Origin of the sequence: Bacillus cereus group sp. N12, assembly GCF_016483575.1 — a bacterium.
GTDB lineage: Bacteria > Bacillota > Bacilli > Bacillales > Bacillaceae_G > Bacillus_A > Bacillus_A toyonensis.
Map to the genome: position 1 here is coordinate 40096 of NZ_JAEHBO010000029.1, position 13945 is coordinate 54040.

Below are 13945 nucleotides of genomic sequence, written 5' to 3' on the forward strand. Positions count from 1 at the left end.
AGGGGCACTTCTTTTTATTTATAAATAGCCTCAACGTTATGGGCTGTCACAACCTTAATATTACTAGCAGAATTTGCAAAATCCCAATTCTCATCCTTAATCATATAATTAGGACCATAGTTTTCAATAAGATACTCTTCAACATTTGAAGGAACAGGGAATTTTTCGCCCTTGAATGGCATTAATTTCGTTCCTAACAATGTAGAACTTGCTGTTTTCGTTTTCCATCCTGTAAGGATCTTTTCAGTTCCTCTTTCCTGCGTCGACATCTCATCAGTTCCTTCAAAGAAGTAACACCATACTTTATTAGGATCTTCCGAAAAATAATAGAAAAGATCGATATGAGTTCCTTTATAAGTGAAAGTTTGCTCTACAACATGACCATCAACTGTGAACTCCCTAAACGTCTTAACACCTTTATCATTTAACGTTTTCTCTAGTGCTCTTTTCTTCTCTTCACTTATATTAAAAGTACCAATATCCATATCTAAATCATGGCTTATGAAATCTTTTTCTCGCACAGCGCCAAGTAACGTGCCATAATCTAACCAAAATTCTTGATCATGCTCTTTAAAAGCTTCTTGCACTAATAGTAAACACTCTACTCCATATTGTTTAATATTGTTTCGTACTAATTGCAATTGCTTATTCGCACGATATTCTAAAGGCTTTTTTAACAATGTACGAACTAGCTTATTTCCTTCAATAAATTTTCTAATTTCTTGTTTAAATCCCATATAAAAATCCTCGCAATAACATCTATTTAAAGTAATATAACGGAATAAAATCACTCACATATCTCCGTTATTTTCTCCGTTTCCTACACCATCATACTATTTGACAACAAATTTTTCAAAGGGAAAGTCAGATTTTTGGAGTGATCGTGTTGTATAAATGCAAGCAAATTACTTATGCTATAACAAATAACCCTTACGCTTAAACAGTAACCCCGTACTTACATAAATAAAAGGCATACGATTTCTCGTATACCTTTTGTGTATCTTTCATTACTTAGCCACGAAATAATCCGTTACATATTGTGCCCAAACTTCATGTCCTTTAGCACTTGGGAAACCAAACTCTTCTTGTAAGTACGGTAAAATAGCCTTTGTTGCTGCATCAGGCCATGCTCCCCAGTGATCAACATATGTATAACCATTTTGCGTCGCAAATTGCTTTAATGCCTCAATTGCTTTCGGATAATTTTTCGCACCATACACTGGGTTTGATGGTTGAATCATAATTGTAGCGTCTTTTGCACTAGTAGAAAGTGCTTGAACAAACTTCTGTGTACTCGCAACAGAATTCCCATTACCAGTTTTACCGTTATCAGTAATAAATGGTGGCTCAAATAAAATCACATCTGGCTTTTCTTTCGCGATCTCTTTATCACGCTTATTCGCGATTAACTCTTCTGTACTTTCACCCTTATATTCCTTTACTGTCACATTCCATAAACCTTTACCATAAGCAGTTTCTAAATTAGCTGTTAACTTAGCTGCCCAAGCATCCTTTTCAGATGAAGAAGCTTCATCACCAACAATAACAAGATTCACTGCCTTTTTCTCTTTAGCAGCTTTCTGCAACTTCTCTTTCACTTCATCTGGCAAATTCTTTGCATATGCTTCATTAAAAGATGACTTCGCATCTTGCTTTTTCTCTGCTTTTTTCTCTTCTTTCTTCGCTCCGCTATCTTTCACTTCAGCCTTTGCCTTCGTTACTTCACTCGTCTGTCCCGTTGCATTTGCAACTTTCTTATTCCAGTACAATTTACCGCTCACAATCGAAGCAACAAACAATACAAAAACAACAAGAACAAGTACTGCTTTCTTATTCATCGATTCACCTCATCTATTAATCTCACAACATATAATATTAATATAAATCCATGCAAAAATAAACCCAACTCCTTCCAAAGGAGTTGGGTTATTACATATTATTTAGTCACTTCAAGATGCGCTCTTAACTTATTCGTTATATCTTGTTTCGCTGCATCTGGAACATAGTAATACCAAATGCCATCAGCGGCTTTGTGGCCGTCGCCTGGGATTTGAATCTCTTCACTGTTCTCCATGCAATCTTTATAGTTCTTTTGAATCTCAAACATTTGCTCTTGCGTTAAACTTGTTTTTACGTTTTTCTCAATTGCTTTTAATACATCACCGTAGCTTGCTAGAGAAGATACACTTGCGCCCTTTTTAATTACCGCTTGGATTACTTGACGCTGACGCATTTGACGACCGAAGTCACCGCGTGGATCCTCGTAACGCATACGAGTATACTTTAATGCAGTTTCACCATTTAAATGAATATTGCCTTTAGCAAAATGTTGATCTCTTGATGTAAACTCTAAATCATTATTTACATCAACACCGCCAACAGCATCTACAATATCTCTAAATCCAGCCATATTTACTTCAATATAATGATCAACTGGTACATTCAGGAAATTTTCTACTGTTTTTACAGACATATCAATACCACCAAAAGCATAGGCATGGTTGATCTTATCTTTTTTACCTTTCCCTACAATCTCCGTATAAGAATCTCGTGGGATACTCGTAATTTTCATAGATTTTGTTTTTGGGTTTAAGGTAAATAACATAAGTGAATCCGATCTACCTGTCCCATTATCTTCCTGATCTACACCCATCAGTAAAATAGATATAGGTTTATTATCCGAAACATCTACTTTCTTATCTCGTTTATCAGACTTATCACGATCCAAAGGCTTATGAACTGTATTTAACGTATTAGATACATTAGAGTAAACAGTATATGCATATACACCACCAGCAATAACAAGAACACCAATGATACCTAGAATCCAAAATAGAATCTTTTTCTTCATCATTTTTCCTTCTTTCAAATAACAAATTCAGTAATCTTATACTTACTATTATTTCACATAAAACTATACAGATTTACAAATCATTTGTAAACCACTCATTCTTCCACTATCTTATAGCTTCTTGAGAAAATCTTTTAAAGCTTCCTTCCAATCTTGGAATGATTCAAATCCATTTTCTTCAATCATCCCTTTGTCCAGCACTGAGTATTTAGGGCGTGCAGCAGGCCTTGGAAAGTTTTCTGTTGTTAGTGGATTGACCACTATTTCAATATTAGATTGCTTGAATATCTCTTTTGCAAATTCATACCAAGAACAAACTCCTGAGTTAGAACCATGATATATGCCATACTTATCAGTTTTCACAAGATTAATAATAAATCTCGCTAAATCAGGTGTATAGGTTGGTGAACCTACCTGATCATGAACAACTCCTAATTCTGTCTTCTCTTCCGCTAAACGCAACATCGTTTTCACAAAATTATTACCGTATAAGCCAAATACCCAAGACGTTCTGACAATATAACTTTTTGAACAGTACTTTTGTGTATAATGTTCTCCAGCTAATTTTGAGCTACCATATACAGTTTGAGGATTCGTTTGATCATCCACTTTATATGGTTCATTTTTCGTTCCATCAAAAACGTAATCAGTACTTACATAACAAAACTTTGCTTTCACTGCTTCGGCAGCTTGCGCTAAATATTTTGTACCTTCAGCATTAACCTTGAAAGCAGTTTCTTCATCGCTCTCAGCTTGATCTACTTGTGTATATGCTGCTGTATGAATAATAATATCAGGATTTATAGATAGTACTTTTTCACGTACTTTTTCTTCATTTGTAATATCTAGCTCTTCTCTACCAAATCCAAAAACTTCCCATTGTTGATTTTCTAATAAACATAATACATCTTGTCCTAATTGACCTTTAGCCCCTGTTACTAATACTTTCATGTTTTATACCTCTAATCTATTCGCATATTGATTCTTGAAGTATTCTTGGTATTCTCCAGAAATAATATTTTTCCACCAATCTTGATTTTCTAAATACCATTTAATAGTTTGCTCAATACCAGTATCAAAGTTGTACTTCGGTGACCACCCTAATTCTTCACGGAGTTTTGTTGCATCAATTGCGTAACGGCGATCATGACCTGGACGATCTGTAACATACTTAATCAGAGATTCTGGTTTATCCAATGCTTTTAAGATTGTTTTTACGATTTCAATGTTTGTACGTTCATTGTTTCCACCAACATTGTAAACTTCACCATTTTTTCCTTTATGAAGTACTAAATCGATTGCCTGACAATGGTCTTCCACATGTAACCAGTCACGTACATTTAAACCATCACCATATACAGGTAATTGTTTATCATTCAGTGCATTAATAATCATTAAAGGAATTAACTTTTCTGGGAAATGAAATGGTCCGTAATTATTTGAACAACGTGTAATATTTACTGGTAAACCAAACGTTTCATGATAAGCACGAACTAATAGGTCTGCACCAGCTTTACTTGAACTATACGGACTATTTGATGCCAAAGGTGTTTCTTCCGTAAAGTAACCAGTTTCGCCTAAAGTTCCATATACCTCATCTGTTGAAACTTGCAAGTATTTTTTTACTTCCGCATTTTTAGCAGCATCTAGTAATACTTGTGTACCTTGAATGTTTGTTTGAATAAAGATATCAGGATTTGTAATACTTCTATCAACATGCGACTCTGCTGCGAAATTTAACACATAATCAAAATTTTCTTCTTTAAATAATTGATTAATAAACTGACGATCTGCTATATCGCCTTTGATAAATTTGTAATTAGATAATTCTTCAATATCTTTTAGATTCTCTAAATTCCCTGCATATGTTAGCGCATCTAAATTTACAATATTATATTCAGGATACTTCTTCACCATATATCGAACAAAATTACTTCCAATAAACCCTGCGCCACCCGTTACTAATACTTTCATGTTATTCCTCCTTATTTCTCGTACACAAAATTAATATTTGCTTCTTCTAATAGTGGATGTTTAGTATCCTTTTCTGAAAGAATCGGTTCACTTACCGGCCAATCGATTCCTAATGCTGGATCATTCCATAGAATACCTGCATCATGATTAGGAGAATAGTATTCATCTACTTTGTAAGCCACTGTCGAATTTGGCACTAATGTACAAAATCCGTGTGCAAATCCTTTTGGTACGACTAATTGGCGCTTATTATGTTCACTTAAAATAACACCAATCCATTGGCCATATGTAGGTGAACCTTTACGAATATCAACAGCTACATCATAAATAGCACCTGTGATACAGCGTACTATCTTTGTCTGTGCTTTAGGATTTAACTGAAAATGTAATCCACGTAATGTTCCGGCTGGTACGGATAAAGATTGATTATCCTGAATAAACTCATAATCTAAACCAAGCTTATTAAAAATCTCTTTATTATAACTTTCCATAAAATATCCGCGATGATCGCCAAATACTTTAGGCTCTAAAATAACTACATCAGGAATTTTAGTTTCAACAATCTTCATTATACGTACTCCTTTATTGATAAATTGGTTGTTTTTGTTTACTTTGTTCTGCCAATCGAATTAAATATTGACCGTATTGATTTTTTTTCATTGGCTCTGCTAATTCAAGTAGTTGCTCACGGGTAATATATCCTTTTCTAAACGCTATTTCCTCTAAACAAGCTACCTTTAAACTTTGACGTTTTTCAATTGTTTCAATGAATTGAGATGCTTCTAATAATGACTCGTGCGTTCCAGAGTCCAACCAAGAAAAACCACGTCCAAGAATTTCAACGTGTAACTCTTGTAATTGCAAATAAACTTTATTTATATCAGTAATTTCCAATTCACCACGAGGTGAAGGCTTAATATTCTTTGCAATTTCCACTACCCGATTGTCATAAAAATATAAACCCGTTACAGCATAATGCGATTTTGGCTCTTGAGGTTTCTCTTCAATAGAAATAGCCTTTCCATCTTCATCAAATTCCACTACCCCAAAACGTTCTGGATCATTTACATAATATCCAAAAACAGTTGCCCCTTCTTGACGTTCTACAGCGTTTTGTAATAATTTTGTTAAACCATGTCCATAGAATAAATTATCACCAAGAACAAGAGCTACAGAGTCATCGCCAATAAACTCTTCTCCAATAATAAATGCCTGAGCTAAGCCATCTGGAGAAGGTTGCACAGCATATTCAAGCTTTATTCCAAACTGTGAACCATCTCCCAATAGCTCTTTAAAACGAGGCGTATCCTGTGGTGTAGATATAATTAAAATTTCTTGAATACCAGCAAGCATTAATACTGATAATGGATAATAAATCATTGGCTTATCGTACACGGGTAACAATTGCTTTGATACCGATTGTGTCAGTGGATATAATCTCGTTCCACTACCTCCAGCTAGAATAATACCTTTCATAAATTACTCGCACTCCTTTTTATATCATAGAAATAGGGAATGAATCTGCCTAGATTCATCCCCTTCTAATTTCTGTTATGACTTTAAAAATAAAGATTCATAATCACTTACAATTTTCTCCCATGAGTATTCATGGATAATTCTATCTTTCGCCTTACTACCCAATTCATCAATTTTCTCTTGTGAATATCGCTCAACATCATGAATTAAGTTAGCTAAAGAGCCACTTTCTTTAGAGAAGTAAACAGCTCCTTCTTCCCCAACCTCTCTATTAAACACTACATCTAAAAGCATATTTAATTTTGTAGAAGCCAACGCTTCTAATAATGATGGATTCGTTCCACCTACTTCATGCCCATGGAAATATGCAAATGCATTTTCACGAACTTTCTTCAATAGTTCTTGATCATATACAGTTCCAACAAACTTAACACGAGGATCCTTATCAAAATTCGTCTTTGCTAATAAATCTTGATAAAATTGATTTTGTTCAACGTTAGAAATAATCACAAAGTCTTTTTTAGAATCTGATTTCATAAATTCACGGACCATTAACTCGTAATTGTTCTCTGGAACGAAACGACCAACTACTAAGTAATATTCATTGGCACTTATATCATGTTTCTTATACCATTCGTTTAGTTTTACATCATCGTCTTCTAAAGATGATGATGTAACATCCGCACCGTAGGCAATAAATGTCGTCTTAGGGCTATACTTTTTATAGTCTGTTTTAATATATGACTCAATTCCTTTAGAATCACACACTAATAAATCTGCATTTTTAACCATTAACTTCTCAGATATTTTCCAATACGTTCTAATAGCAGGACTCCATTTGCTTCTCTTCCACTCATGACCATCTGGATTTACAAATACTTTTACACCCATTTTTTCTAGTTTATGTTTATAGAAAGAAAAGAATGGGCCAATACGACAAGCAAGTACATAAACAGTGCAATCTGCAAGGCTATTTCTTTTAATATAATGGATACACTCTTTTAAACTTAAAATATCATATGCTACTGCTTTAGCACTACCGATTTCAGGTGTTTTTACATTAAAGCATCTTGCATTATTATGCTTGAACTCATCATTATTATTAGCTAGGCAAGATACGTGATACTGAATATCTTCACTTTGCTTTCGAGCTGTTAAGTATTCTACAAATGTTTCGAATCCACCATATTTTGCGGGAATCCCTTTGGATCCGATTATAAATACATGCCTCATTTATTCTTCTACTCCTGCTCTTACCTCTTGATATAGGTTTATTATTTCATTCGTATGTTGTTGCATAATGTAAGGAAATTTCATTTTAGATATATTTTCATTTATTCTCTCTAGTTTCAAAGGGTTATCTAATATTGAAGATAATTTACTAATAAAATCATTTCCATCTGTTTTATAAATAAATCCAGTCTCCTCGTCTTTTATTAGATCCTTAAATCCCACATGTTCAGAAACCATGATTGGAACGCCATAAGATTGAGCTTCTAGCCCAATAAATCCAAATGTTTCTTTCCAAACACTCGGAATAATTAATAAATCAATTTGATCAAACATTTTCTTTAACTGACTGTATTCATATCGACCATGAAAAGTATAATGTTCTGGACTATAGATTTCTGGATTATTCATAAAATCACCATACACATCTAAATGCCAATTTTTGTATCCATTTCCTTTTAAACAGTCCAATGTATCTTTTAAAGCATAAAATCCCTTATACACATCTATAGGACCCAAGTAGCCCAACCTTAAAATCGAACTGTTTTTCTTTCTAGAAGGGCGCTCTCTACGGTAATCATGAATATTGTTATGACTAATAGAAATAACCTTTCCTTTTAAATCTAGAAAACTTTCAAACTGTTCTTTTGCAATGGAACTATTGAAATGAAAATAGTCTACCAATTTTAATATGTCTAAATAATACTCGCGTAATTCTACATATTGAATTGCCAGACTGTCATCTAATTTTTTTACCTCGCCTGTTACATCAGCTATTCCTATATTCTCTTTGGTTTGGTTCTTTTTTACTCTTCTTAATCTCTTGACAATCCGGCTATCTTTTAAATAACGATATGGATAGGATTGCATGGCATATATCATTGGAATACTTAGAGCATTAACATTACACGACAGGCAACTACGACCAGATTCATAATCCTCACAAATTTTCCCTTCTGCATCCATTAAATTTACTTTGGGGCAAAGGCCAAAATAATCATGTGTAGTAAATATTATTTTTATAGATAACTCTTTTGCTATTTCAAAAAATTCTTTATGCATTCCCATTAATGTGTGAACATGAATAACATCTGGATTTATCTTTTTTAGAAAATCTTCATAAATGCATTTATCTATTTTTTTCATAAATAAAGGCGGTTGATTAATACCATTTAATAAAGAAATAGGTAAAGGGTTTACTAATTCGTAAACCCCTATGCCTTCATATGGTTTATTTTTTTTAACAGCCACTTTTTGGGAAACAGTAAACTTTCCAGGGTATAACAGAAAGACATTATGTTCATTAGATTGTTCAATCATTAAATCCAATGAATATTTTGTTAAGCCACCTGTACGATATGGCGGTAAACCTAACGAAACATGCAAAATCCTCAAACTCTTCCCTCCTTTATTATTAAACTATATTCAACAAAACACTTAGTTAGCGGGCCCTTAATCCAGATATCTTACTCTCTAAATCCCTAGCTATATTCTCCCAATTATAAGTAATTGCTGGTTTCTTCCAATCTTCCCGTGTGTTTGTTCCCAACATCATATTATTTAAAGACTGGATTGCCTCTAATATCTCTGTTTCCTCATTCAGCACAATAGGCCCCTTATCAATTTGACGAACAAGATGCCCTAGTTCATCTTGTTCGTCACCTAGTATTGTCCACATAGATGCTTTACTTCCTATATATTCATATACTTTTCCAGGTATCTGCGTACTATTTTTATTTCCATATAACAACAAAACATCTGCATATACCATATACTTTAATGCTTCCTTATAAGGAATAAGTGGCTTTATTACCACATTATTAAGCTTATTTAATCTCAATTCATCCGATTTATTATCAAATTGACCAATAAAAATGAACTGTAATCTCTCAAATAATTCCCTATCTTCAATTTGCAGTTTGTCTAGTACATTACATAGTGGGGTAATATCACGTAATTCCTTATAAATTGTCCCAGTATGTACAATATTAATTTTATTATTGTTTAACTCTAATGGCTTTTCTTCCCTATTCTCTATATCTGAATATAAATCTTCATCGAAACCACGATATACAATATCTGTAACATCTTCATTTAAATTATATTTATTAATATACATATTTCTAGTACTATCAGTTGTAAAAAGCAATTTATCTACTTTTTTAATAAGATTCTTTTCAATTTTCTCTTCTATTAACATTTTTATACCAGATCTATCTTTTCTTAAACTATCGCCATTCCAAGGGTCACTCCAATATCCTATCCATGGCAAATTGGGATATTTTTTTTTAATCTTATACGCAACGATATGACTAGAAGGCGTTTCGTGCATTGAAAATATACAAGTATATCCTTCATTATCCTTTAATAAGGACAATGCCTTTTTATATGCTGGTTTAATCCATTGCAAAAAGGGATCTGGAATTAAGATATTCCTTTTTACAAGTCCACCAATCTTCTTTTTTAAATTTAATTTTTTCCTTGTCTTAATAGCATCCTTGTTAACATTTAATTTCTTAGTATAAGAAAGATTATAAAGAAGACCAGGGTTCACCCTATGAACTCGCACTTCTTTATCAAATACAGCCTCTAAATTTTTATCATATGCGATAGAATCCTTAGGATAATCTACTGCAATTACATCTATCTCATGCCCTAAACGGTTTAAGTAATTAATATAGTTTAAAGCTCTTACATTACCAGAACCAATAAAGGGAGGGAGCTGTGTCGCAATAAATAATATTTTCATCATTTAACACCCTTATTTCATAATATTTCTCGAATTTTCATGTTTAGAAAATAATAAACCACATACTATAAAATAAAAAATAAAATTATTTATTTCATAATATTGATTAGCATTTGCATTAATTACAATAGCATTACCTAAGAATAACGATAATGGGAGCCACAAATTTTGTTTGTTATACACCCTTATCATACGAAGGAATATTATTAAATTAATAATCATTATTAGTAAAAAACTTATAATTCCCTGTTCAACTATAATATTTAGCCACTGGGAATGTAAAATTCCGATCTGAGGAATATTAAATTTTATAGAAACTATATCATTAAAATTGCCAGCTCCTATTCCAAACCACAAATTTTCCTTAATAAGATTTCCCGCAAACTCAAATTGATATAATCTATAATCTCCTGTCTCTCCTCTATATTTAAACAATAAATCTATTAACTTATTTCCATATAAGACATAAAACAAACCTAACATTAAAGCCATAGAAACTATAGAAAGCATCCTGCCTAATATTTTTTCCTTAGATTTCGTTTGAGTAAAAATATAATAAATAGTAGTTGAGACTATTATTGCTAGCATACCAACCCTTGTCAAAGTTAATATTACAAAAATTACGTTTAATATAAATACTACCAACGTATATAAATTTTTTCTTTTTACTAGCGCATATAAAAGAACTGGATATAAAATCGCCGCTAAATTACCGGCCCCATTATTTGCTCCTACAAATCCCACAACTCTTTTAACTACCATTAATCCTTCTGTATAATTTATGCTATTATTAAAGTTCCCTATTAATAATGTTTTATTAGTGACAAACTGTAATATCGATAAAATTGAATTTAAAAAAGAAAATATCAGTATACTATTTATAATGGTATACTCTGCTAATCCTTTTTTTGATAAGTTATACAATACAATTATTAGTAATTGTATGCATAAATAACTAACCCAGGTTCTAACAAAAAGAATTGACTCTAATTTATTTATAAAAAGAAATTGATACACAAAAATGAGATTAACCAACGTCAATGCCATTACTATGTTAAAATATGAATCTTTATAAATTGAATTTCCCCGTACTTTTAATAAAGCAATTTTGATAACAAATAGATAAAATATTAATACCATTAAAAGAGAATGTACATAGACTGTTGAGCCACCTGTATCTATATTTAAATATAGATTGGAAGCAATAAAAGCCATAGTAAAATATATAACTAAGGTGCTCCCCCTCTTAAAGTTAAGAAATAAAGGTATTGATGTGAATAATAAAATTAATAGAATGCCTAATACCTTCAATATTTATTCATTACATATGATATGTAATGACCCTCCTCTCTATTCTGTATCTTGTCTTCTAAATTATTTTTTTATATAAAACACTCATTAAAATGTTCTTATATAAAGTACATATAATTACTATACTAATTATACCTAATGTGAAATTCAATAATGTAGAATCATATTGAGTATTAATATAAGAATAGATAATTAATAATAGACTCGAAAAATAAAATTTCTTTAAACCGTAATCTACTTTGTAATACATTAAAGAAATATGTGTACGTAGGCTAGCAAAAATGAAATAAGCAATCCCTGTTGAAATCGCTGCCCCTTTAGCCCCTAGATTTGGGACTAAAATAATATTCCCAATAACATTAACCAAACAAGCGATTATTGAAATCACAATGTGCCACTTTGTTTTTTTAAAAAAATTAATACCTATCACGCTAGTTTCTGAAATTGTATACATAACTGGAAGAAATACAAGAAATGGCATAATATTTGCTGCTTCTCTATAATTAGATCCTAGTAGATATATAATTATATCTTTGAACATTAAAGTTCCAATTCCTACTATAAACATCACTAATGTAATAATTTGATTCATATTTGAAAAGAATCCTGTTTCTTCAGGATTCTTAGCATAACGTTCGTAACTTACTGGAACCCAAAATGTCGTAAAGGTAGTTTGAATAATCATTAAAATCGAGATGATTTTAAATGCGGCTGTATATAATCCTAACTCTGTAAGTGTAGACCAATGTTTAATAGCAATTCTGTCAATTGACTGAAATAACCATGTAATTAATAACGTAATTGATAAAGGAATTCCATAATATATAATTTCTTTCATACTCTCGTGTGATTTCACTTTACTTCTTTTAAAAAAATTCCAATAAGATAATGCACATACAATCGCAATAATGGTAACAAAGAAATAACTTAATGCTTGAGAATAAATTAATATTTTATAAGTTGTCCCTAAACAATAAGCAAATACTAAAATACCTATAAACTCAAATAACTTGTTAAATAATTGTAGTAATGAGAATAATAATCCTCTTTGTTCCATCCTAATAACTAAAACTGCATATCTATTAGCAATCTGCACAAATAAAGAAAAAACTAAAATTAACACTAGCCATATACTTTCTTCGGAAAATACAAAGAATGAAGCTTGTTTATAAAAAATTAAAAGAATTATAGACAGAACTATAAAACTAACAAACGGTGGTTTTAAACAATCCCATAATAATTTTTTTCTAGATTCTTTATCTTTTTCATAAAAAAAACGGACAAAGCTTTGATCTGTTCCAAATAATGAAATCAATAATAAGACATTTAAAATCACCATAAATAATGATGATTTCCCAAATTCTTCTGGGGAAAGTATTCTTGTAATAATAGGTGTGCTAATAAAACCAATTATTATACTTAACCAACTTCCAATAGAAAAAGAGAGAAATTTCTTTAATAACCCTGCTTTCATACATATACTCCCAACATTCAATAAACTTTTATTTAGACATAATTAAGTTCAATTCTTTATCAATTACATCTACTGGATTACATTTACTAATTATAGACTGAGCTGTTGCCTTTGACATCTTAGAAAATAAATCTGCATTATTATATAACTGTTCTATACTATCAGCTATTTCTTTATAATTCTTTGTCGTAAAACCAGTCATTTTATTTGTAACAAATTCGGGAATTGCTGTATTGTGCGAAGTAATAGGGACTAACCCACTGGCCATAGCCTCACACATCGAAACCCCTTGAGAATCTTGTCTTGTTGGACATAGGAATATACCATTTTTTTTGTGTTCGTTTGCAATCTCACCATGAGTTAGGTATTTATTATAAATATGAACATTTTCAAAATTTAATAGTGGCTGTATTAACTCATCAAATAGCCTTCCTTTACCATATATGGTGAATTCCATATCTTTAAAAACATCTCTTTTACTTAACTCTACAATAGCCTGTATCGCTATATCATTAGCATATTTTCGAGACTCAAATGGTCGAATTAATAATATTTTTTTTCTTAAAAATTTATCTTTTTCTTCATATTGAAAAACATTTGTATCAATTACATTAGGAATAACTTCATATTTCTCGATTTTAGTTAACGTGTCGGTTTCTGTAATATGCTTCATCCACTCTGAAACAAAAACAAAAGTAACATTCTTATTCTTTGTTTTCTCAATAAATTTTTTCAAACTATACATTTGTATCATATTACGAAGAATATATTTAATGAAACCTTTATTATATAGATTAAATAACCTTCTGTACCATCCCAATGCCTCTACTCCATGAACCCATACAATAGAAGGATAAGAAAATTCTAAATCTTTTAACGT

General features: G+C 31.5%; 13 protein-coding genes. All 13 read right to left on the reverse strand.

From position 1 onward, the window contains the following. Positions 1-14 precede the first annotated feature (14 nt). A complete protein-coding gene (locus JDS92_RS15220) occupies positions 15-737 on the reverse strand; it encodes a LicD family protein (protein WP_199632111.1) in 723 nt (240 codons plus the stop codon). A gap of 270 nt (positions 738-1007) precedes the next feature. After that, positions 1008-1838 (reverse strand): SGNH/GDSL hydrolase family protein, encoded by an 831-nt coding sequence (locus JDS92_RS15225; protein WP_199632112.1) that lies wholly within the window; start codon positions 1836-1838, stop codon positions 1008-1010. A gap of 98 nt (positions 1839-1936) precedes the next feature. Next, positions 1937-2851: a polyisoprenyl-teichoic acid--peptidoglycan teichoic acid transferase TagU gene (tagU, locus tag JDS92_RS15230; protein WP_199632113.1), complete on the reverse strand. Its 915-nt coding sequence runs from the start codon at positions 2849-2851 to the stop codon at positions 1937-1939. 111 nt (positions 2852-2962) lie between these two features. Then, positions 2963-3802, reverse strand: coding sequence for a dTDP-4-dehydrorhamnose reductase (rfbD, locus tag JDS92_RS15235; RefSeq protein ID WP_106080685.1), 840 nt, complete (start codon positions 3800-3802; stop codon positions 2963-2965). 3 nt (positions 3803-3805) lie between these two features. After that, entirely contained in the window at positions 3806-4825 is a 1020-nt protein-coding gene (rfbB, locus tag JDS92_RS15240) for a dTDP-glucose 4,6-dehydratase (protein ID WP_000866930.1), read from the reverse strand. 11 nt (positions 4826-4836) lie between these two features. Continuing rightward, positions 4837-5394, reverse strand: a complete 558-nt coding sequence (gene rfbC / locus JDS92_RS15245) for a dTDP-4-dehydrorhamnose 3,5-epimerase (RefSeq protein ID WP_000706202.1) — start codon at positions 5392-5394, stop codon at positions 4837-4839. A gap of 13 nt (positions 5395-5407) precedes the next feature. Continuing rightward, entirely contained in the window at positions 5408-6301 is an 894-nt protein-coding gene (rfbA, locus tag JDS92_RS15250) for a glucose-1-phosphate thymidylyltransferase RfbA (protein ID WP_199632114.1), read from the reverse strand. A 75-nt stretch (positions 6302-6376) separates the two neighbouring features. Continuing rightward, entirely contained in the window at positions 6377-7534 is a 1158-nt protein-coding gene (gene cps2T, locus JDS92_RS15255) for a beta 1-4 rhamnosyltransferase Cps2T (RefSeq protein WP_199632115.1), read from the reverse strand. Continuing rightward, positions 7535-8926: a glycosyltransferase gene (locus tag JDS92_RS15260; RefSeq protein ID WP_199632116.1), complete on the reverse strand. Its 1392-nt coding sequence runs from the start codon at positions 8924-8926 to the stop codon at positions 7535-7537. 46 nt (positions 8927-8972) lie between these two features. After that, positions 8973-10280 carry a glycosyltransferase family protein gene (locus JDS92_RS15265; protein ID WP_242476001.1) on the reverse strand — a complete coding sequence of 436 codons (1308 nt, stop codon included), beginning with the start codon at positions 10278-10280 and terminating at the stop codon, positions 8973-8975. 12 nt (positions 10281-10292) lie between these two features. Then, complete coding sequence (locus JDS92_RS15270; RefSeq protein WP_167545128.1) at positions 10293-11042, reverse strand: O-antigen ligase family protein; 750 nt, start codon at positions 11040-11042, stop codon at positions 10293-10295. A 607-nt stretch (positions 11043-11649) separates the two neighbouring features. Then, entirely contained in the window at positions 11650-13065 is a 1416-nt protein-coding gene (locus JDS92_RS15275; RefSeq protein ID WP_000643568.1) for an oligosaccharide flippase family protein, read from the reverse strand. A 28-nt stretch (positions 13066-13093) separates the two neighbouring features. Next, positions 13094-13945: glycosyltransferase family 4 protein (locus JDS92_RS15280; protein WP_199632118.1), on the reverse strand; the 852-nt coding region annotated here is incomplete at its 5' end.

What these genes read in the sequence shown, in the direction of transcription:
- rfbC (WP_000706202.1), bottom strand. Translation starts at nt 5,394, where the DNA reads ATGAAGATTGTTGAAACTAAAATTCCTGATGTAGTTATTTTAGAGCCT.
- rfbD (WP_106080685.1), bottom strand. Translation starts at nt 3,802, where the DNA reads ATGAAAGTATTAGTAACAGGGGCTAAAGGTCAATTAGGACAAGATGTA.
- tagU (WP_199632113.1), bottom strand. Translation starts at nt 2,851, where the DNA reads ATGAAGAAAAAGATTCTATTTTGGATTCTAGGTATCATTGGTGTTCTT.
- rfbB (WP_000866930.1), bottom strand. Translation starts at nt 4,825, where the DNA reads ATGAAAGTATTAGTAACGGGTGGCGCAGGGTTTATTGGAAGTAATTTT.
- rfbA (WP_199632114.1), bottom strand. Translation starts at nt 6,301, where the DNA reads ATGAAAGGTATTATTCTAGCTGGAGGTAGTGGAACGAGATTATATCCA.
- JDS92_RS15265 (WP_242476001.1), bottom strand. Translation starts at nt 10,280, where the DNA reads ATGAAAATATTATTTATTGCGACACAGCTCCCTCCCTTTATTGGTTCT.
- JDS92_RS15220 (WP_199632111.1), bottom strand. Translation starts at nt 737, where the DNA reads ATGGGATTTAAACAAGAAATTAGAAAATTTATTGAAGGAAATAAGCTA.
- JDS92_RS15270 (WP_167545128.1), bottom strand. Translation starts at nt 11,042, where the DNA reads ATGGTAGTTAAAAGAGTTGTGGGATTTGTAGGAGCAAATAATGGGGCC.
- JDS92_RS15275 (WP_000643568.1), bottom strand. Translation starts at nt 13,065, where the DNA reads ATGAAAGCAGGGTTATTAAAGAAATTTCTCTCTTTTTCTATTGGAAGT.
- cps2T (WP_199632115.1), bottom strand. Translation starts at nt 7,534, where the DNA reads ATGAGGCATGTATTTATAATCGGATCCAAAGGGATTCCCGCAAAATAT.
- JDS92_RS15225 (WP_199632112.1), bottom strand. Translation starts at nt 1,838, where the DNA reads ATGAATAAGAAAGCAGTACTTGTTCTTGTTGTTTTTGTATTGTTTGTT.